This window comes from Ensifer sp. NPDC090286 (genome assembly GCF_044769565.1).
Taxonomy (GTDB): Bacteria; Pseudomonadota; Alphaproteobacteria; order Rhizobiales; family Rhizobiaceae; genus Ensifer.
The window spans coordinates 66,736-82,917 of sequence record NZ_JBIVYF010000006.1; the positions used below are offsets into that span (position 1 = coordinate 66,736).

At 63.1% G+C, this 16,182-nt stretch carries 18 protein-coding genes; 8 read left to right on the plus strand and 10 right to left on the minus strand.

Annotation, left to right across the window (positions count from 1 at the left end; genetic code table 11):
* The first annotated feature begins 14 nt into the window (after window positions 1-14).
* Together gloB and ACIQUG_RS27050 are read left to right on the plus strand one after the other, a co-directional pair.
* Window positions 15-785 carry a hydroxyacylglutathione hydrolase gene (gene gloB / locus ACIQUG_RS27045; protein ID WP_402325265.1) on the plus strand — a complete coding sequence of 257 codons (771 nt, stop codon included), beginning with the start codon at window positions 15-17 and terminating at the stop codon, window positions 783-785.
* On the plus strand, window positions 785-1,222 hold the full coding sequence (locus ACIQUG_RS27050) for a cupin domain-containing protein (protein ID WP_402325267.1): 438 nt from the start codon (window positions 785-787) through the stop codon (window positions 1,220-1,222). The genes gloB and ACIQUG_RS27050 overlap by 1 nt, the downstream gene beginning before the upstream one ends.
* Window positions 1,223-1,234: 12 nt before the next feature.
* Here the strand turns inward: ACIQUG_RS27050 and ACIQUG_RS27055 are convergent, their stop codons facing one another.
* Together ACIQUG_RS27055 and ACIQUG_RS27060 are read right to left on the minus strand one after the other, a co-directional pair.
* Window positions 1,235-2,125 (minus strand): DMT family transporter, encoded by an 891-nt coding sequence (locus ACIQUG_RS27055; RefSeq protein ID WP_402325268.1) that lies wholly within the window; start codon window positions 2,123-2,125, stop codon window positions 1,235-1,237.
* A 96-nt stretch (window positions 2,126-2,221) separates the two neighbouring features.
* Window positions 2,222-2,998, minus strand: coding sequence for a DUF3108 domain-containing protein (locus ACIQUG_RS27060; RefSeq protein WP_402325270.1), 777 nt, complete (start codon window positions 2,996-2,998; stop codon window positions 2,222-2,224).
* A 391-nt stretch (window positions 2,999-3,389) separates the two neighbouring features.
* Between ACIQUG_RS27060 and rpmB the strand changes: the two genes are divergently transcribed.
* Both rpmB and ACIQUG_RS27070 read left to right on the plus strand, forming a co-directional pair.
* Window positions 3,390-3,680 (plus strand): 50S ribosomal protein L28, encoded by a 291-nt coding sequence (rpmB, locus tag ACIQUG_RS27065; protein ID WP_034806568.1) that lies wholly within the window; start codon window positions 3,390-3,392, stop codon window positions 3,678-3,680.
* Between the two features lie 171 nt (window positions 3,681-3,851).
* Window positions 3,852-4,493 carry a queuosine precursor transporter gene (locus tag ACIQUG_RS27070; RefSeq protein WP_402325271.1) on the plus strand — a complete coding sequence of 214 codons (642 nt, stop codon included), beginning with the start codon at window positions 3,852-3,854 and terminating at the stop codon, window positions 4,491-4,493.
* 103 nt (window positions 4,494-4,596) lie between these two features.
* On the opposite strand, the gene ACIQUG_RS27075 is transcribed toward ACIQUG_RS27070, so the two are convergent.
* The 5 genes from ACIQUG_RS27075 to ACIQUG_RS27095 all read right to left on the minus strand — a co-directional run bounded on the left by ACIQUG_RS27075 (window position 4,597) and on the right by ACIQUG_RS27095 (window position 10,203).
* On the minus strand, window positions 4,597-5,049 hold the full coding sequence (locus ACIQUG_RS27075) for a GNAT family N-acetyltransferase (protein ID WP_402325273.1): 453 nt from the start codon (window positions 5,047-5,049) through the stop codon (window positions 4,597-4,599).
* A 258-nt stretch (window positions 5,050-5,307) separates the two neighbouring features.
* On the minus strand, window positions 5,308-6,312 hold the full coding sequence (locus ACIQUG_RS27080; protein ID WP_402325694.1) for an esterase-like activity of phytase family protein: 1,005 nt from the start codon (window positions 6,310-6,312) through the stop codon (window positions 5,308-5,310).
* 184 nt (window positions 6,313-6,496) lie between these two features.
* On the minus strand, window positions 6,497-8,392 hold the full coding sequence (gene cobT, locus ACIQUG_RS27085) for a cobaltochelatase subunit CobT (protein ID WP_402325274.1): 1,896 nt from the start codon (window positions 8,390-8,392) through the stop codon (window positions 6,497-6,499).
* Window positions 8,393-8,497: 105 nt separating this feature from the next.
* On the minus strand, window positions 8,498-9,493 hold the full coding sequence (gene cobS, locus ACIQUG_RS27090) for a cobaltochelatase subunit CobS (RefSeq protein WP_043623109.1): 996 nt from the start codon (window positions 9,491-9,493) through the stop codon (window positions 8,498-8,500).
* Window positions 9,494-9,567: 74 nt separating this feature from the next.
* Window positions 9,568-10,203 carry a J domain-containing protein gene (locus ACIQUG_RS27095; RefSeq protein WP_043623112.1) on the minus strand — a complete coding sequence of 212 codons (636 nt, stop codon included), beginning with the start codon at window positions 10,201-10,203 and terminating at the stop codon, window positions 9,568-9,570.
* Between the two features lie 148 nt (window positions 10,204-10,351).
* Here ACIQUG_RS27095 and ACIQUG_RS27100 point away from each other — a divergent pair, with 148 nt between their 5' ends.
* On the plus strand, window positions 10,352-10,633 hold the full coding sequence (locus ACIQUG_RS27100; protein ID WP_402325275.1) for a BolA family protein: 282 nt from the start codon (window positions 10,352-10,354) through the stop codon (window positions 10,631-10,633).
* A 15-nt stretch (window positions 10,634-10,648) separates the two neighbouring features.
* On the opposite strand, the gene ACIQUG_RS27105 is transcribed toward ACIQUG_RS27100, so the two are convergent.
* The 3 genes from ACIQUG_RS27105 to ACIQUG_RS27115 are packed head-to-tail and all read right to left on the minus strand — an operon-like array spanning window position 10,649 to window position 13,669.
* Window positions 10,649-11,956, minus strand: a complete 1,308-nt coding sequence (locus ACIQUG_RS27105) for an HlyC/CorC family transporter (protein ID WP_402325276.1) — start codon at window positions 11,954-11,956, stop codon at window positions 10,649-10,651.
* Window positions 11,953-13,086 carry a 3-dehydroquinate synthase gene (gene aroB / locus ACIQUG_RS27110; RefSeq protein ID WP_402325278.1) on the minus strand — a complete coding sequence of 378 codons (1,134 nt, stop codon included), beginning with the start codon at window positions 13,084-13,086 and terminating at the stop codon, window positions 11,953-11,955. Before aroB ends, ACIQUG_RS27105 begins: the two co-directional genes overlap by 4 nt.
* On the minus strand, window positions 13,079-13,669 hold the full coding sequence (locus ACIQUG_RS27115; protein ID WP_043623123.1) for a shikimate kinase: 591 nt from the start codon (window positions 13,667-13,669) through the stop codon (window positions 13,079-13,081). The genes aroB and ACIQUG_RS27115 overlap by 8 nt, the downstream gene beginning before the upstream one ends.
* 234 nt (window positions 13,670-13,903) lie before the next feature.
* Between ACIQUG_RS27115 and ACIQUG_RS27120 the strand changes: the two genes are divergently transcribed.
* From ACIQUG_RS27120 to ACIQUG_RS27130, 3 genes are all read left to right on the plus strand, one after another.
* Window positions 13,904-14,053: a hypothetical protein gene (locus ACIQUG_RS27120; RefSeq protein ID WP_034806731.1), complete on the plus strand. Its 150-nt coding sequence runs from the start codon at window positions 13,904-13,906 to the stop codon at window positions 14,051-14,053.
* Window positions 14,050-15,006, plus strand: coding sequence for a site-specific tyrosine recombinase XerD (gene xerD, locus ACIQUG_RS27125; protein ID WP_402325280.1), 957 nt, complete (start codon window positions 14,050-14,052; stop codon window positions 15,004-15,006). Before ACIQUG_RS27120 ends, xerD begins: the two co-directional genes overlap by 4 nt.
* 64 nt (window positions 15,007-15,070) lie before the next feature.
* Entirely contained in the window at window positions 15,071-16,024 is a 954-nt protein-coding gene (locus ACIQUG_RS27130; protein WP_034806530.1) for an acetyl-CoA carboxylase carboxyltransferase subunit alpha, read from the plus strand.
* Window positions 16,025-16,182: the final 158 nt, after the last annotated feature.

Genomic DNA, 16,182 nt, shown 5'->3' on the forward strand with positions numbered 1-16,182 from the left:
CCGGAGGACCTGCCATGGCCGCGCTCGAACTCGATCTTTTCCTCTGCCGCACCGACAATTTCGGCGTGCTGATCCACGACCCCGAAAGCGGCCTGACCGCCTCGATCGATGCGCCCGAGGAGGCGCCGATCCTGGAGGCGCTGGAACGCCGCGGCTGGACACTCACTCATATCCTCACGACGCACCATCACGGGGACCACGTCGCGGCCAATGACGCATTGAAAGCCCGCTTCGGCGCAACCATCGTGGGTCCGTACAACGAGGCCGCAAAAATTCCGGGCCTCGACAAGACCGTGCGTCATGGCGACCGCTTCGACTTTGCAGGCCGCGCCATCGAGGTGATCGAGACGCCGGGCCATACGGCCGGCCATATCTGTTTCCATTTCCCAGAGGACAAGCTTCTCTTTGCCGCCGACACGCTGTTTGCGCTCGGCTGCGGTCGGCTGTTCGAGGGGACGCCGGCGACCATGTGGCAGTCTCTCAGCCGGCTGATGGCGTTACCGGATGACACGACCGTCTATTTCGGACACGAATACACGCTCTCCAATGCCCGCTTCGCGGTCACGGTCGATCCTGAGAATGCCGAACTCAAGGCACGCGCGACCGAGATCGAGGAAATCCGCTGCGACGGCGGCTTCACCGCACCGACGACGATCGGCCTGGAAAAACGCACGAACCCGTTCCTGCGCGCTAGCGACCCCGGCATTCGCGCCCATCTCGGCATGCGAGACGCCGACGATGCCGCGGTCTTTGCGGAAATCCGCAAGCGGAAGGATAATTTCTGATGGCTGCGGCGCAGACCGCAGCAGAGGTCATCGCGGCGCTTAGCCTGGCGCGCCATCCGGAGGGCGGCTGGTACATCGAGACCTTCCGCGACACGGCCGGCGGCCCGCGGGGCCATTCGACGGCGATCTATTATCTGCTCGAACGGGGCGAGCGGTCTCACTGGCATCGGGTGCGTGATGCCGTCGAGATCTGGCATTACCACGCCGGCGCGCCGCTCGAGCTTCGCATCGCCGAGGATGGCAAGCCCGCCGAAACATTGAGACTCGGATCCGACATCCTGAACGGCGAGCGGCCGCAAGGCGTCGTTCCCGCGGATTGGTGGCAGTCAGCCGCCTCGCTTGGCGACTGGACGCTCGTCAGTTGCACGGTCGCGCCGGCGTTCGATTTTTCTGCCTTCGAGATGGCGGCTCCCGACTGGCAGCCACCGCCCCGATAGCAAGCGCCCCGTTTACTCAGCCGGCTGCGCTGTCGCTGTACTCTTGCGGAGGATCAGATCCTTTGCGGCGAGCACGGCGCCCCCTGTCACGAACAGGCAGGCAAGGACGATCCGCCAGGACGGCTCGGCAAAGCCGAACAGGAGCAGATTCAGCGTCGACAGAACAGGCGCAGCATAGCTCAAGACCCCAAGAAGCTGGATATTGCCGTTCTTCACGCCGAAGTCCCACACGTAGAAAGCGGCACCCAGGGGCAGCAACCCGAGACCGGCGACGGCAAGCCACTCGAAGGTCGTCTGCGGCCAAACCGTCGCCTCCAACGCCAAGTGGCAGACGAACGACAAAAGAGATGTAGCAAGGCAGAAGCCGGTGACGACATCCGTGGAGACCGCCTCGAAGCGTCGGGTGATCAGCGAATAAGCGGACCAGGTGAAGGCGCAGAGCAAGGCGGCGCCATAGCCGATGAGATAGGCTTCGTCGAAAGCGACACCGTCGCGCGACACGATCAGGATCATGCCGACGAGGCCGGATAGAGCACCGACAAGGTGATACCAGCGCAGGCGCTCGCCCGGCAGCAGTGCCGAACCGACGACGATCAGGAGCGGCCACAGATAGGCGATCAATCCCGCCTCCACAGGCGGCGCGTTGCGAAGCGCCGTGAAGTAGAGAAAGTGGTAGCCGAACAGGCCGGCTATGCCGGTGATCCAGACCTTCGCCGGCTGCTTGAGCAGCGTCAGGCGCTCCGGCTTTGCCGCCAGCGCGATTAGTCCAGGCAGGCTGCCGATCAAAAAGCAGATCGCTGACAGCTGAAATGGCGGCATCTCGCCGGACGCCGCCGTCATCAGCGCCAGCAGCGACCACATCAGGATGGCCGAAAAACCAATCAGAGTTGCCTTGAGTTTCATAGTCGTCCCCTCGCGCGATTTCTCTAACGGAAACCTGCGCCGTCAAAATCACGGTGCTTTCTGGTATTTAACCTTTTAGTTGCACGCGATCGCGCGTCAACCACCAAATCGCGTCGCCGAGACCGTGACCGGTCCGAGCTTGGTGGGGATGCGGACATAGACGGGAGCATAGACGTTCACGGTCGGCGCCTTTGCAAACCAGATCTCCATCGTCTGCAGACGCCGCAGATACTCGACGTCTTCGCGGCCCTTCTTGTAGCCGGCCTTCGGCACGAAGCGGATGCCGCAGACGATCACCTCGCCTTCGAAGCCTTTCGTCTTGAAAGGCCTGGTGCCCTTCGGCGAAAGCTTGATGTCGAGCCGCGACTCGCCGTCGAAGATTGGCAACGTGTTGGGGCAGACGCGCGCTTGCGCCGGAATGATCAGGCCCGAAAGCGGGTCGAGCACGTTGCGCATGTCGCGCGAAGTGACCGGCACCCAGTTCTTCGGCAAAGGCGTTCGCTTCGGCGTCATGCTCGCATGCACGACATTGCCGTTGCGGTAGGTAACGCTGATCGCCCGGCTCTTGGAGCCGCTGCGATAGGACATCGAATACTGCGACGCGCGCAGGTAATCCTTGTCGACGACGCCGGAAACCTGCGTCTGGCCCGACGTGCGGCTGAGGATATCGAGCAGACCCGCCGATTTCAGCGTCCCCGATATCGTGTAGCGATTCTTCTGAACCTCGGTGTGGAATGAGGCGCGCGCCACCGGCAGACCGGCCAGCGAGATGCTGTAATCCGTCAGATGTTCGACATCGGCGGCCGATGATGCTGTGGAAAACATGACCGCGGAAAGCAGCATTGCCCCGCGAAAACCATTTCGCAACTTCATGCCTGAAGAAATCCATCACTTGAATATTGCCGCAATACCCTGAAATGCAGGGTGTTTACGGCTTTTCTGCGCCCATTTCGCTGCCGCCGGCTACGCGGTCGGTCCGATCACGGAACCAAACCGTCGTGTGTCCTCAATTAAGAAATAGCGCATAGCAAAACCGCTTGGAATGGGTCTCGTGAGGCATTATTCTTGGCCAGACAGCGCTTCGGATGTGAAGAACTGCCGGGAAAATCCGCGGTTTTCCGAGAATGCAAGAGGTTTGGCTTGACGGACGAGCCGTCTCTGACTATAGAACCGCGACTTTCCAATAATGGCCAATAGGAACGCGGCCTGGGCTCTGGGCCCGCTACCGCATTGTCCGCCGGCGATAAAAGAGAATAGGTGTACTATGTCCCGTAGTTGCGAATTGACCGGCAAGGGCGTCCAGTCGGGCAACAATGTAAGCCACGCCAACAACAAGACCAAGCGCCGGTTCCTCCCGAACCTGTGCAACGTCACGCTGATTTCCGATGCTCTCGGCCAGCGCTACCGCCTGCGCGTTTCCGCAGCAGCTCTCCGCTCGGTTGAACACCGTGGCGGCCTCGACGCCTTCCTGCTGAAGTCGGACGAGAACGAGCTGAGCATGCGCGCTCGCCTGCTGCGTCGCCAGATCGTCAAGAAGGTTGCTGAAGCCGCCTAATCGGCGCCAGCGCACCGTCTTTGACACGCGTTTGAAAGGCTTGCGGGTTCATCCGGCAAGCCTTTTTCTCGTGCGCGCGGTTCTTAACCGATGCGCGCTTTTGCCTTCATCGGCCGGGTGCACTACCCTGCTTTCATCCCTCTAGCTGGTGGCATACCCCAGGATAAAAAAATGCTGATCAACCGCACGTTCTTCGTCTATGTCGCGCTGATGACCCTCGTGGTCGTCGCCTCGAACATCCTCGTTCAGTTTCCGCTGCCGGGCTCGATTGCCGGCATGCAGCTCGGCGATCTCCTGACCTGGGGCGCCTTCAGCTACCCCTTCGCCTTCCTGGTGACCGACCTTACCAACCGCCAGTTCGGGCCGCGCATTGCCCGCCGCGTGGTGGTCGCAGGCTTCATCGTCGCCATCCTGCTCTCCTTCGTCGCCGCCACGCCGCGCATCGCGATTGCGTCGGGCTCGGCCTTCCTGTTCGGTCAGCTGCTGGACATCTCGGTGTTCAACAGGCTCCGCCGTCAGAGCTGGTGGCATGCGCCGCTGGCAGGCTCGCTGATCGGCTCGGCGCTCGATACCGCAATGTTCTTCTCCTTTGCGTTCGCACCGTTCTTCGCGTTCTTCGGACCGAACGACAGCTTTGCGCTGGAGACCGCGCCGCTGCTCGGCGTGCTCGCGGCTGAAGCACCGCGCTGGATCTCCTGGGCGATCGGCGACCTGAGCGTGAAGATCCTCTGCGGCCTCGTCATGCTGCTCCCCTATGGCGCGCTGATGAGCATCGTGAAGCCCATGCCCGCTGTGGACAAGCAGGCGGCCTGACGGCCGCTTGCCGGCAAGCCTCGGCCCGCGCCCAAGGGGTGACCGGGCATTGATTGCCAGGCGCGGGGAAGAGCGGCTGCCGCCCTTCCCCGCGCCGCGCCTGCTAGCGCTGCCTCAGGAGCATCTGGGCGTTTTCGAATGGCAGCCCCTCGTCGTCTTCCGACCGCCGGGACTGTTCTTCAAAGCCGAGCTTCTCGTAGAAGGCACAGGCCTGTGCGTTGGCCGTATAGACCTCTAGGCGGAGCTGCCCCTTCAACTGCAGGGCATGCGAAACCAGTATGCGGCCTATGCCGGCACCCTGGTGTCGCGGCGACACGAAGAGCCCGCCGATGAAATCGTCGAGCAAACTGACGAACCCGGCCGGTTCGCCGCCGCGGGTGGCGACCCATGTCTCTGCGTTCGGCAGATAGACGGTCTCGATCAATACGCGCTGTTCGCGCAACCGCGCTTCGCCGACAAATGCGTGCGCCGTGATCGAGGCCTCGAACCAGATGGCCGACAGTTCTTCCATATCCGCAGCCCGATAGGCGCGGATCATCACATCCATATTTTTCATGGTTTTTCCGTTCAATAAATATGCGTCAAGAGGGACGCCTGTTGGGCGCCTTGAACAACCGCAAATGCGGGTAAATTTTCAGCCTCTGCGCATAAATCTCCTTCAACGGACAATCGGCCAATAGGCCTTTGCCGGGACGCGGTCAAGCATCGTGCCGGCCGATCCGCGGCTTAGCCACGCGAGACGGCCCGATCCTTCGCCGGTTCTTGACCGGATCTCCGCACGATCGGGCGGAGATCGCGCCTTTCAGGCGTTGGCTTACTGGGTCAGCGCAGTATTGAGCCGGAACTCCAGCATTAGGTTGCGCTCGAGGATCGAATGGTTATCGTCGGAAACGACGATGACCCGCACTTCGCCGTCGGGGCGCACGACGACGTCGAGGCCCTCCATGTTGTCGATCTGGTAGCGCATGTCGGCCTCGAAGACGACGTCGCCGTCGACGACCGCGCCGGGCTTGATTCTGTCGCCAGGGATCCGGCGGATCTGCATGCCGAGCCCCGAGCCGAAGGAGAAACGCCGCTCCAGGAGAAGCAGGTCGCCGTTCGGCAGAAAGGCGCCATCGGTCGCCGCATAGGGATCCTTGCGCACGACGCTGAATGCGCCGCGTTGCGGTCCGTCCAGGATACCAGCCAGAAGATTGTCCGCCTTGTCGACACTGCGCTCGGCAATGGCGATCATCGCGCCTGCAAGCGGGCTGTCTTTCGGCGAGACCGCAATCGTTTCGATGCCGGCATTGCTGCGCAGCTCGCTGATCGGGAACGGCAATGCCAGGCTTCCGATCGGCTTCGAGCCGGCAAAGCCCGGATCCGGATAGATGTCGATGCGATGGGCCTGCTCGTAGCTGACGATCGCCTGGCCGTCACGAAGGGCAAGCCCTTCCGAATCCACCTTCCATTTCGCAAGGCCCACATCGCCGTTGCGATCCGCCATCGGTGTGGCGGTCAGGTTGGTGATCCCGGAAAGCCTCCCCTGCTCGTCACGGGTCACGGCCCCTTCCAGCCAGTGGCCGGTGTCCATGACGGCGACGAAAGAGCTGCCATCAGGACGAAAACGGATCGCGGAGACGGCGCCGAACAAAGGATTTGACGAGGTCATCTCCAGGCCGCCGAGAAACTCCAGGGCGCCGAACCGGGTGGCGCTGGAGCCGACCTCGAAATTGCTGATCTGACGGCTGCGGATCGGCAAGTCTTCGCTACCTGAAGCGGACCATGCCGGGCAGACCGAGGCCAAGAGGAAAAGGGCAAGGAGACCGCGGCCAAGCATCAAGAAAAGTACCTTCAGGGAAGCATCGGGAATGAAGCGGGGTGCGAACATGCAACGCCACCAGGCATTGTCGCTTGGTAGACTGTAAAACTATGTCCGTAAATTGACTTCGGCCACCAGCGATGCGTGCAGGCGCCGATTGGCAGCGCGGAGGCGATGTTCCACCGCCCCCAAGCGGGAAGGATCACCCGGCGCGGCGAAGACGCGAGGGACCACGGCGCTGGCTTTCGTCCTCGAAGAGTGCGGCCAGCTGCTCGGTCATCGCGCCGGCGAGCTCGTCGGCATCGACGATGGTGACAGCGCGGCGATAGTAGCGCGTCACGTCGTGGCCGATACCGATCGCCAGCAGCTCCACCGGCGAGCGCGTTTCGATCTGCTCGATGACCGCGCGCAGGTGCCGCTCAAGATAGTTCCCGGGATTGACCGACAGCGTCGAGTCGTCGACCGGCGCACCGTCGGAAATCATCATCAGGATGCGGCGCTGCTCGCGCCGCGCCATCAGCCGCTCATGCGCCCAAATCAGCGCCTCGCCGTCGATGTTTTCCTTGAGCAGGCCTTCCCGCATCATCAGGCCGAGATTGCGGCGTGCCCGGCGCCACGGAGCGTCGGCAGACTTGTAGACGATGTGGCGCAGGTCGTTGAGACGCCCCGGAGCCTGTGGCTTGCCGCCGGCGAGCCATTTCTCGCGTGACTGCCCGCCCTTCCAGGCTTTGGTGGTGAAGCCGAGGATCTCGACCTTGACGCCGCAGCGCTCGAGCGTGCGCGCCAGGATATCGGCGCAGGTGGCGGCAACCGTGATCGGGCGGCCGCGCATCGAGCCGGAATTGTCGATCAGCAGCGTCACGACCGTATCGCGGAAGTTAGTGTCCTTCTCGCGCTTGAAGGAGAGCGGCTGCATCGGGTCGATGATGATGCGCTGCAGACGTGCGCTGTCGAGGTAGCCCTCTTCGAGATCGAACTCCCAGGAGCGGTTCTGCTGCGCCATCAGGCGGCGCTGCAGCCGGTTGGCGAGCCGGCCGACCGCACCCTGCAAGTGGGCGAGCTGCTTGTCGAGGAAGGCGCGCAGCCGGTCGAGTTCGGCTTCGTCGCACAGTTCTTCGGACGCGATGGTCTCGTCGAACTCACGGGTAAAGACGGCGTAGTCGACCTTCTCGTTGAAGTCGGCAAACGGCTGGTTCGGACGCTTGACCTCGCCGGGCGTTTCGCTGTCCTCGTCACCTTCGTCCTGGAGATCGTCGTCGGAAATCTCCGCGCCGTCCATCTCGCCTTCTTCCATCTGCTCTTCGGCAGCCTGGTTTTCATCGGCAGGTGCAGCGTCGTCGCCGGCTTCCTCGTCGCTGGCGTTCTCGTCCTGCTCCTGGCTGCGCGGCTGGTCTTCGTCGGTCTCGCTTTCCTGCTCGTCCGGCTCGTTGTCGTCGTCACCGTATTTCTCGGCGACGTCCATCGAGGTCAGCATGTCGCGAACGACACGGGCGAAAGCCTGCTGGTCGTTGATCGTCGAAGACAGGTTCTGGATATCGCCGGACGCCTTGCCTTCGATGAACTCGCGCCACAGGTCGAGCACCTTGCCGGCGGACGCCGGCGGCTTCTGGCCGGTCAGCTTCTCGCGCACCAGCAGCGCCACGGCCTCGCCGAGCGGTGCATCGGCCTGGCGCTCGATCGTTGCGAAATTCGCCTTGGCGTATTTCTCTTCGAGCATGACGTTGAGGTTCTTGGCGACACCCGCCATGCGCAGCGAACCGATCGCCTCGACGCGAGCCTGCTCCACCGCATCGAAGATCGCGCGGGCGTCTGCCCCTTGCGGCGACATGGTCGCGTGGATGCGCGCGTCATGACAGGCCTTGCGCAGCGCCATGCTGTCGCCGAGACCCCGCGTGACGCTGAGTTCCTGCAGGGTCGGGCGCTTGGAAAGTTCCGGCAGACGGATGCGTTCGCCGGTCATGCCCGGCCGCTCGTTGGCGAAGGCGACTTCCACCTCGGCATCGCCCGCGATCGATCGGATGCAGCCGGAAAGCGCCCGCTTGAACGGTTCCGCAGCATTCTCGCGCGTGGTTGGCTTTGCCTTCGAATTCGAGCTCACGACAGTTCCTTCTTCAGCCAGAGGCGATAACGCCCCAGCGGGGCGTCATCCGGTTTGCCACAGCGTCATGGCCCGCCCTCTCCAAGGAGACGGCAGGCCGTGGGATCAGGCGGTGGCTTCGAGCACGATGTTGGCAGCGCTTTCCTTCAGCTCGATGCCGAAGGCGCGCTGGTAGTGCTCGGCGACCAGCGCCCGCTCCAGCTCGTCGCACTTGTTGAGGAAGGTCACGCGGAAGGCGAAGGCGATGTCGCCGAAGATGTGGGCGTTCTCGGCCCAGGTGATGACCGTACGCGGGCTCATGACGGTCGACAGATCGCCATTGATGAAGGCAGCGCGCGTGAGGTCGGCGACGCGCACCATCTTGGAGACGGTCTCGCGGCCCTTGTCGGCGGTGAAGCCCTTGACCTTGGCGGCGACGATGTCGACTTCCTTGTCGTGCGGCAGGTAGTTCAGCGTGGTGACGATCGACCAGCGGTCCATCTGCGCCTGGTTGATCTGCTGCGTGCCGTGATAGAGGCCGGTCGTGTCGCCGAGGCCGACAGTGTTGGCGGTCGCGAACAGGCGGAAGGCCGGGTGCGGACGGATGACACGGCTCTGGTCGAGCAGCGTCAGGCGGCCGGAGGATTCCAGCACGCGCTGGATGACGAACATGACGTCCGGGCGGCCGGCATCGTATTCGTCGAAGACGAGCGCGACATTGTGCTGGTAGGCCCAGGGAAGAATGCCGTCCTTGAATTCGGTGACCTGCATGCCGTCCTTGACGACGATCGCGTCCTTGCCGACGAGGTCGATACGGCTGACATGGCTGTCGAGGTTGACGCGCACGCACGGCCAGTTGAGGCGGGCGGCGACCTGCTCGATATGGGTCGACTTGCCGGTGCCGTGATAGCCCGAGACCATCACGCGTCGGTTGTGGGCGAAGCCTGCGAGAATGGCGAGCGTCGTTTCGCGGTCGAAGAGGTAGTCCGGATCCAGGTCCGGGACATAGGCGTCACCCTTCGAATAGGCAGGAACGCGCAAATCCGTGTCAATGCCGAAAACCTCCCGGACGGAAATCGTGGTGTCGGGGAGGTTGGAAATGTCGAGGTCAATCTTGCTCATCATGTCTCCAGAGCGGCCACCGGACGGCACCCGCGCATTCGCCTGCAAAAGTGCTTCTGTAATAATCCGCGTTGTTAGCAGAAGCCAGCCTGTTTTAACAATTGGTAGGCTTGAATAACCGCGCGAAAACGCTCTTCCGACCCTCTATCTCCGCCATTGGCATCAGGGTGATGCTTTTTGACGAGATCCTTGTAGGCAGCCTTGATGTCGGCGGTCGTCGCCGAGGCGGTCAGGCCGAGCGTGTCGAAGGCCTTGGCCTCGAGCGTCTTCAGTTTGCGCTGGCGCGGCTCCGGGCGGCCGGAACGCGCGCGCGCCTCGCTGACAAAGCCGAAGGGGTCGCGCATGCGCGCCTGGGCGCCGGCGGAACCGGACCGCGTCTGCGACTGGGTCGGGCCGTTCTTGGCGTTCTTGTTGACGCCGACGGTCCAGGTGGGCCGATGACCGGTTATCGCTTCCTTCTGGTAGCGGGCGACCTCGCCGTCGGAGAGGCCGGAGAAGAAGTTGTAGCCCTTGTTGTATTCCTTCACGTGCTCGAAGCAGAACATGAAGTACTGCCCCTCGGCGTTGCGGCCGACCGGCGCCCGGTGCACACCCTTCTGATCGCAGCCGTCCCACTGACAGACGGGAGCCGCCGGCTCCGCCTGCGGCTCGACCTTGCGCCGGGTTCGAATGCGATCGAAGTATTTTGAATCGAGTCTCATGGCGCTCATTATGGGGTTTGGCGGGAGTCACAACAAGAATTGACAAAGCGGAATGTTGCTGGCTTTGTGCGGGCATTTTGCGCCGCCGTGCCAGCGATTGCCGGGTTCTTAGGAACTACGAGGGGGCGACAAGCAAACAGCAAAATGGGACGGAAGAATGTCGCTCACCGAGACCATCGAAAAGAAGCTGATCGAGGCCTTCCACCCTGAACGGCTCGAGGTCATCAACGAGAGCCATCAGCATGCCGGCCATCAGCCGGGCTTCGATGGCAGCGGCGAGTCCCATATGCGCGTGCGCATCGTTTCCAGCGCCTTTACAGGCATGAGCCGTGTCGCCCGCCACCGCGCCGTCAACGATCTCCTGAAGCCTGAACTCGACGCCGGTCTGCACGCGCTCGCGGTCGAACCAGCCGCCCCCGGCGAGCCGACCCGCTGGTAGAGGCAATCGCGGCGATCAGGTCGGCGGAGCGCCCTCTTCCGCCGGGCGGATGCGCAGCTTGGTGATGCGGTTCTTCACCCGCTTCATCACGATGAAGCGCTTGCCGTGGAAGGTGAAGGCCTGGCGCTCCTCCGGAATGCTCTTGGATTCGTGGATGACCAGACCGGCAACCGTCGTCGCCTCCTCGTCCGGCAGCGACCAGTCGAGCGCGCGGTTGAGATCGCGGATCGGCACCGAGCCGTCGACGACGATCGAGCCGTCAGCCTCCTGGCGCACGCCCTGGATATCGAGATCGTGCTCATCGGCAATATCGCCGACGATCTCCTCCAGAATGTCCTCCAGCGTCACCAGACCCTGAACCTGGCCATATTCGTCGACGACAATGGCCAGATGCAGCTTGCGGCGCAGGAACGCGTTGAGCTGGTCCTTGAGGTTGGTCGTATCCGGCACGAACCACGGCTTCTGCGCGATCCTGACGATATCGAGGTTCTCCGGCTCGACATTGGGTTCGGCCAGCGCCCGCAGCAGATCCTTGGAATGCACGACGCCGATGATGTTGTCGGTCGAGCCGCGCCAGAGCGGCAGCCGGGTGAACGGGCTCTCGAGGATGTCGCGAACGCACACCTCGGGCGGTTCATCGGCATTGATCGCCCGCATGCTGGTGCGGTGGATCATGATGTCGGAGATTTCGAGCTCGCCGAGGTCGAGAACGCCGCCGAGCCGATCGCGATCGGCCTTGATCACCGAACCCTCGCGGTGCAGCAGATCCACCGCGCCACGCAGTTCCTCGTGCGCCGAAAGCATAGACATGTCCGCGGCGAGATTGACACCGAAGAGGTTCAGAATCCGGCGAACGATGCCGTTGACGAGGCTGGAGAGGGGTCCGACGACCGCGACGAAGGGGCGAACGAGGGGAGCCACGGCGATCGCGAAACGATCCGGCGAGGCAATCGCCCAGCTCTTCGGCAGCACTTCCGAGAAGATGACGAGCAGCACGGTCATCGCAAGTGTGGCGATCGCCACACCGCTGTCGCCGAGCAGGCCGATCAGCAGGCTCGTCGTCAGCGACGACGCCAGAATGTTGACGAGGTTGTTGCCGATCAAAAGCGTACCGATCAGCCGGTCGCGCCGTTCGATCAGCCGGTTGACGATGCCGGCCCGCTCCTCGCCGTTGTTTTCGAGCGTATGCATGCGCGAGCGCGAGGCGGCAGTCAGCGCCGTTTCCGAGCCCGAAAAGAAAGCCGACAGCAACAGCAGGCAGAAGACCGACAGGATCGACAGCCAATACTCCGCCAGGAAGGCAATGAAGGCTTCTCCGGTCATTGCGGGTGCTTTTCCCTCAGGAAGTTCAGGACCTCGGACGACGGAACGTCGTCAGCAACGAAGGATTGGCCGACGCCCCTGGTCAGGATGAAGGTGAGCTTGCCGCCCTTGACCTTCTTGTCCTGGGCGATCGCATCCATCAGCCGCTCGGCCGGCGGCAGCGTGCCCGGGATTTCCGACATGCGCGTCGGCAGGCCGACCGCCCTCAGATGCGCCTCGACACGGGACGCATCGTCGGGGCTTGCAAGGTTCATGCGCGCCGAGAACTGATGCGCCAGCACCATGCCGATCGAAACGCCCTCGCCATGCACCAGCCGGGCGCTGTCGTATTCGGTTGCCGCCTCCAGCGCATGGCCGAAGGTGTGGCCGAGGTTGAGCAGTGCCCGCTGGCCGTTTTCGCGCTCGTCTGCGGCGACGACGTCCGCCTTGGCCTGGCAACTGACCGCGATCGCCTCGATGCGGGCGCTGCCGCCGGCAAAGACCGCCTGCCAATTGTTTTCGAGCCAGGCAAAGAAGTCCGGCTTGTCGATCAGCCCGTATTTCGCCACTTCCGCATAGCCGGCGCGGAACTCGCGCTCACTCAGCGTGTCGAGCACGTCGGTATCGGCCAGCACCAGGTCCGGCTGGTGGAACACGCCGATGAGGTTCTTGCCGTGCGGCGAGTTGATGCCGGTCTTGCCGCCGACGGAGGAGTCCACCTGCGCCAGGAGCGACGTCGGGATCTGGATGAAGCGCGAGCCCCGGCGCACGATGCCGGCGGCAAAGCCGGTGAGATCGCCAATGACGCCGCCGCCAAGCGCGATCACCGCATCGTTGCGCTCGATCCGGGCGCCGAGAACGGTTTCGCAGACGGGGATCAGATGTTCGAAGCTCTTGGTCTTCTCGCCAGCGGGAAGCACCAGCGACACGGCGTCGATATCGCGCTCCTTCAAGCTCGCCATCAGCGGTTCGAGGTAGCGCGGCGCGACGTTCTCATCGGTGATGACCGCCATCTTGCGCCCCTTGAGGCGAGCCGCGATCTCGTGGCCGGCGGCGGCGATCAGCCCGGGACCGATCAGGATATCATAGGAACGGTCACCGAGGTCGACACGGACCTTGCGTTCGGCGGCAGGCATCGCATGGCTATTCATGGGTCTTCTTGTCCTGGTATTCGATGACGGCGTTGAGGACGTCCTCGACCATCGTCTCTTTCTTCACATCGCGCGACAGCACCGTCAGGTCCGCTTCCGCATAGATCGGGTAACGCGCATTCATCAGGTTTTCGAGCGTCTGCCTGGGGTTCTCGGTCTTCAGCAGCGGCCGGGTGTCGCGCTTGTTGACCCGCTCCCAGAGCACGTCGAGTTCGGCATTGAGCCAAACCGTCAGGCCGCCCTTCTTGATCTGGCGGCGCGAACGCTCGTTGATATAGGCGCCGCCACCGGTCGAGACCACGCGCGGCCCGCTGCGCAAGAGCCGCTTCAGCACCCGCGTTTCGAGTGCCCGGAACTCGTCTTCGCCATAGCGGGCGAAGAGATCGCTGATCGTCATGCGCGAGACGCGCTCGATCTCATGGTCGGAATCGACGAAGGGAATGCCGAGCGCCTGGGCCGTCAAGCGACCGATCGCCGATTTGCCGGCGCCCATCAGGCCGATGAACACGAGATTGCGTTTACCGAGTACAAGCTTCGCCCGCTCGGCAAGCGTTGCGGAAACCGGTTCGATCACGTCGTTCATTGGACTTCTTATTCCCCATTCCCTTTCGGTATCGACAAATCAGGGTGTAGCGTCAAGTCGTCGCGCGCGTCCGCTCACGGTTCTTGAACTCGGCGGAAGCGGCGTTCATATAGGTCTGGCACCCGCCACGGCGCCGCGCGCTCATTCCGAGCGCTGAAACGCACTGGCCGTTTGAACGCCTGCATGTATCCTTGCGTCCGCTTCGATCGAAAGGCCCATGCAGAGGAGATTGAAATGCCGACCCTCTTCCGGTTCCTGTTCTTCTGCGCCGTTATCGCCGGGATAGTGTACGGCACGATGATCTCTCTCGTCACCTTCGTCGAGCCGACGGAGCGCGACGTCACCGTGAAGATCCCGTCCGAACGGGTGAACAAGACCCAATGAGCGATCTTTCCGCCGCCCACGTCGAGGCTTTTCTCGAAATGATGAGCGCCGAGCGCGGTGCTGCGGTAAACACGCTGCAATCCTACGAGCGTGATCTCGAAGATGCCTCCTCGCACCTGCGCACACTTGGAACCGGGCTGACGGCAGCGACGCCGGACGATCTTCGCGGGTATCTCGCGCACCTCGCCGGCCAGGGCTTCAAGGCGTCCTCGCAGGCACGGCGGCTTTCGGCACTCAGGCAGTTCTACAAGTTCCTCTACGCTGAAGGCATGCGCGGCGACGACCCGACCGGGATCCTCGACGCACCGAAGAAGGGACGCAGCCTGCCGAAGACGCTAAGCGTCGACGACGTCTCGCGGCTGATCGGCCAGGCGGAGACCGAGGCGGCAGCCGGCGGCGCCGACCACCTCGGCAGATTGCGCATGCATGCACTGATCGAACTGCTCTATGCGACCGGCATGCGCGTCAGCGAACTCGTGTCGCTGCCGGCAAGCGTGCTGGCGCAGAACGGCCGCTTCCTCGTCATCCGCGGCAAGGGCAACAAGGACCGCCTCGTGCCGCTGTCGCAGGCGGCGATCCGGGCCATGCGGGCCTATGGCGAGGCGCTCGCCGACGAGATGGCGCGCGACGAAACTGGCAACCGCGAGAGCCCGTGGCTCTTTCCCTCCTCGGGCAAGCAGGGCTTCCTGCCGCGCCAGGTTTTTGCGCGCGACCTGAAATCGCTTGCGGCCCGCGCCGGTATAAGGGTCGCAACGATCTCCCCGCACGTGCTCAGGCATGCCTTCGCCAGCCACCTGCTCGCCAATGGCGCCGACCTTCGCGCGGTGCAGGAACTGCTGGGGCATTCGGACATTTCCACGACACAAATCTATACGCATGTGCTGGAAGAACGGCTGCACAACCTCGTGCAAAACCATCACCCTCTTGCCAAACAGGCGAAAAAACAGGATTAGGACCGCCGGGCAGGCTGGTTTCGGCCCGCAGACCCTTGTCGCAAAATGATCGGAAACGCATCTCATGCACAACTATCTCGATTTCGAAAAACCCATCTCCGACCTCGAAGGCAAGATTCTCGAATTGAAGAAGCTCGCCGGCGAAGACGAGAGCGTGAACACTTCGGATGAGATCGAACGCCTGGAGACGCGCGTCCGCGACGCGATGGTCGAGATCTATTCCAAGCTGACGCCGTGGCAGAAGACCCAGGTCGCCCGCCACCCTTCGCGTCCGCACTTCCTGGATTATGCAGCAGAACTCTTCACCGAGTTCACGCCGCTTGCCGGCGACCGCAACTTCGCCAATGACGACGCCATCCAGGCCGGCCTTGCGCGTTTCCGCGGCATGCCGGTCGCCGTTCTCGGCCAGGAAAAGGGCAACGATACGAAGTCGCGCATCAAGCACAATTTCGGCAGCCCCCGTCCGGAAGGCTACCGTAAGGCGATCCGCGTCATGGAAATGGCCGATCGCTTCGGCCTGCCGCTGATCACGCTGGTCGACACGGCGGGCGCCTATCCGGGCGTTAACGCCGAAGAGCGCGGCCAGGCGGAAGCCATCGCCCGTTCGACCGAAATGTGCCTCAACGTTCGCGTGCCGATCGTCACCGTCGTCATCGGCGAAGGCGGCTCCGGCGGCGCGATTGCGATCGCCACCGGCAACCGCGTCTACATGCTGGAACATGCGATCTACAGCGTCATCTCGCCGGAAGGCGCTGCCTCGATCCTGTGGCGCGATTCCACCCGCGCCAAGGAAGCGGCCAGCAACATGAAGATCACGTCCGAGGATCTGAAGGCGCTCGGCGTCATCGACGGCATCATCCAGGAGCCGGTCGGCGGCGCACACCGCGACCCGAATGCGGTCATCGGCCGCACCGGAACCGTGATCGCCGACGCGCTCAAGGAACTTTCCGGACGCGATGGCGACCAGTTGCGCACCGATCGCCGGCAGAAATACCTGAATATCGGCCGTAATCTCTAAGCCTCAATCGGCAGTCCTTAGGCGGGGACGGGGCGAAAATCCCACGCCTTTCCCCTCGCCGGTCTCCATGGCCCGCGATTGCGGCAGCGTGTTTCGCAACTGCAAAGCGGAGTGTGGCCAAATCTTGGCCATATTCATAAGGTCATGAACAGCGCATC

Excerpts from the sequence above, each read along its gene's own strand:
- gloB (WP_402325265.1), top strand. The coding sequence starts at position 15 with ATGGCCGCGCTCGAACTCGATCTTTTCCTCTGCCGCACCGACAATTTC.
- ACIQUG_RS27050 (WP_402325267.1), top strand. The coding sequence starts at position 785 with ATGGCTGCGGCGCAGACCGCAGCAGAGGTCATCGCGGCGCTTAGCCTG.
- ACIQUG_RS27055 (WP_402325268.1), bottom strand. The coding sequence starts at position 2,125 with ATGAAACTCAAGGCAACTCTGATTGGTTTTTCGGCCATCCTGATGTGG.
- ACIQUG_RS27060 (WP_402325270.1), bottom strand. The coding sequence starts at position 2,998 with ATGAAGTTGCGAAATGGTTTTCGCGGGGCAATGCTGCTTTCCGCGGTC.
- rpmB (WP_034806568.1), top strand. The coding sequence starts at position 3,390 with ATGTCCCGTAGTTGCGAATTGACCGGCAAGGGCGTCCAGTCGGGCAAC.
- ACIQUG_RS27070 (WP_402325271.1), top strand. The coding sequence starts at position 3,852 with ATGCTGATCAACCGCACGTTCTTCGTCTATGTCGCGCTGATGACCCTC.
- ACIQUG_RS27075 (WP_402325273.1), bottom strand. The coding sequence starts at position 5,049 with ATGAAAAATATGGATGTGATGATCCGCGCCTATCGGGCTGCGGATATG.
- ACIQUG_RS27080 (WP_402325694.1), bottom strand. The coding sequence starts at position 6,312 with ATGCTTGGCCGCGGTCTCCTTGCCCTTTTCCTCTTGGCCTCGGTCTGC.
- cobS (WP_043623109.1), bottom strand. The coding sequence starts at position 9,493 with ATGAGCAAGATTGACCTCGACATTTCCAACCTCCCCGACACCACGATT.
- ACIQUG_RS27095 (WP_043623112.1), bottom strand. The coding sequence starts at position 10,203 with ATGAGCGCCATGAGACTCGATTCAAAATACTTCGATCGCATTCGAACC.
- ACIQUG_RS27100 (WP_402325275.1), top strand. The coding sequence starts at position 10,352 with ATGTCGCTCACCGAGACCATCGAAAAGAAGCTGATCGAGGCCTTCCAC.
- ACIQUG_RS27105 (WP_402325276.1), bottom strand. The coding sequence starts at position 11,956 with ATGACCGGAGAAGCCTTCATTGCCTTCCTGGCGGAGTATTGGCTGTCG.
- aroB (WP_402325278.1), bottom strand. The coding sequence starts at position 13,086 with ATGAATAGCCATGCGATGCCTGCCGCCGAACGCAAGGTCCGTGTCGAC.
- ACIQUG_RS27115 (WP_043623123.1), bottom strand. The coding sequence starts at position 13,669 with ATGAACGACGTGATCGAACCGGTTTCCGCAACGCTTGCCGAGCGGGCG.
- ACIQUG_RS27120 (WP_034806731.1), top strand. The coding sequence starts at position 13,904 with ATGCCGACCCTCTTCCGGTTCCTGTTCTTCTGCGCCGTTATCGCCGGG.
- xerD (WP_402325280.1), top strand. The coding sequence starts at position 14,050 with ATGAGCGATCTTTCCGCCGCCCACGTCGAGGCTTTTCTCGAAATGATG.
- ACIQUG_RS27130 (WP_034806530.1), top strand. The coding sequence starts at position 15,071 with ATGCACAACTATCTCGATTTCGAAAAACCCATCTCCGACCTCGAAGGC.